Raw genomic sequence first — 1,057 nt, 5'->3', positions numbered from 1 at the left:
GCCGGGCCCTTACGCCAGCACGCCGAAGAACGCGCCGACGATGCCCACGACCATGGTGGCCACGATCAGCGCCATGGGGTTGATCTTCTTGGACAGCAGCCAGTAGTACAGCCAGAAGGCGAGCATGCCGAGCATGCCGGGCATGATGCCGTCCAGGATGTCCTGGAGGGTCTGGGCGTCCTCGCCCGAGCCGATGGCCACCGGGATGCTGGCCCAGAACATGTCCTTGCACATGGCGCCCACGACCATGACGCCCACGATGCCCACGCAGGTCATGATCTTCTGCATGAGGCCGGTCCTCTGGGCCTCGTCCAGGAAGCCCACGCCCAGCTCGTAGCCCTTGACGGCGCCCCAGACGCGCAGCGCGAAGCCGGGGACGTTGTAGATGAGCAGGAAGGCGATGGGGCCGAAGGGGTTGCCGGCCTGGCACAGGCTGATGCCCACCGCGGCGGCGACCACGCGCAGCGTCGACAGGAAGATGGAGTCGCCGATGCCGGACAGCGGGCCCATGAGGGCGGCCTTGACGTCGTTGACGCTCTCGGGCTCGATCTCGCCGCGGGCGACCTTCTCCTCCATGGCCATCGCGATGCCGCCGACGAACGGGGCGAACTGCACGGTGATGTTGAAGAACGCGCAGTGGCGGTGCAGGGCCTCGGCGTAGTCGTCGGGGCGGCCGGCGTAGATCTTCTTGAGCATGTTGGCGACCATCAGGCAGAAGGCGATGTTCATCTGCTTGTAGTAGGTCCAGGAGAACTCCATGCCCAGGGCGCCGGTGTTGAGGGCGCTCCTGACGAGGTCGGAGCGCGTGATCTTGTTCTCGGGACTAGAAGTCATCGTCCTCATCCCCTTCCGCGGAGAGCTGGGGCTGGGCTCCGCCCAGGCCGAGCAGGTCGAACTTGTCGATGCCGATGATGATGGCGATCAGGGCGACGCCCAGGACGGGCACGTTGGCGTAGGAGCACAGCAGGAAGCCCAGGAAGTAGAAGGGCACGAGCTGCTTGGTGAGCACCAGGCGGCCGAGCATGGCGAAGCCCATGGCCGGCAGGATGTTGGCGGC

The 1,057-nt window shown here is 66.2% G+C and carries 2 protein-coding genes; both read right to left on the bottom strand.

Annotated elements, in window-relative coordinates:
* Positions 1-9: 9 nt before the first annotated feature.
* Entirely contained in the window at positions 10-843 is an 834-nt protein-coding gene (locus DW754_RS10835; protein ID WP_117759950.1) for a PTS system mannose/fructose/sorbose family transporter subunit IID, read from the bottom strand.
* The coding region (locus DW754_RS10830) for a PTS sugar transporter subunit IIC (RefSeq protein WP_147336411.1) at positions 824-1,057 on the bottom strand (234 nt) is incomplete at its 5' end. The genes DW754_RS10830 and DW754_RS10835, both read right to left, overlap by 20 nt.

This window comes from Collinsella sp. AM29-10AC (assembly GCF_003469085.1).
Taxonomy (GTDB): domain Bacteria; phylum Actinomycetota; class Coriobacteriia; order Coriobacteriales; family Coriobacteriaceae; genus Collinsella.
Note: the sequence above shows the minus strand (reverse complement) of the source record. Positions and strands in the feature narration are given on the sequence as shown.

Excerpts from the sequence above, each read along its gene's own strand:
- DW754_RS10835 (WP_117759950.1), bottom strand. The coding sequence starts at position 843 with ATGAGGACGATGACTTCTAGTCCCGAGAACAAGATCACGCGCTCCGAC.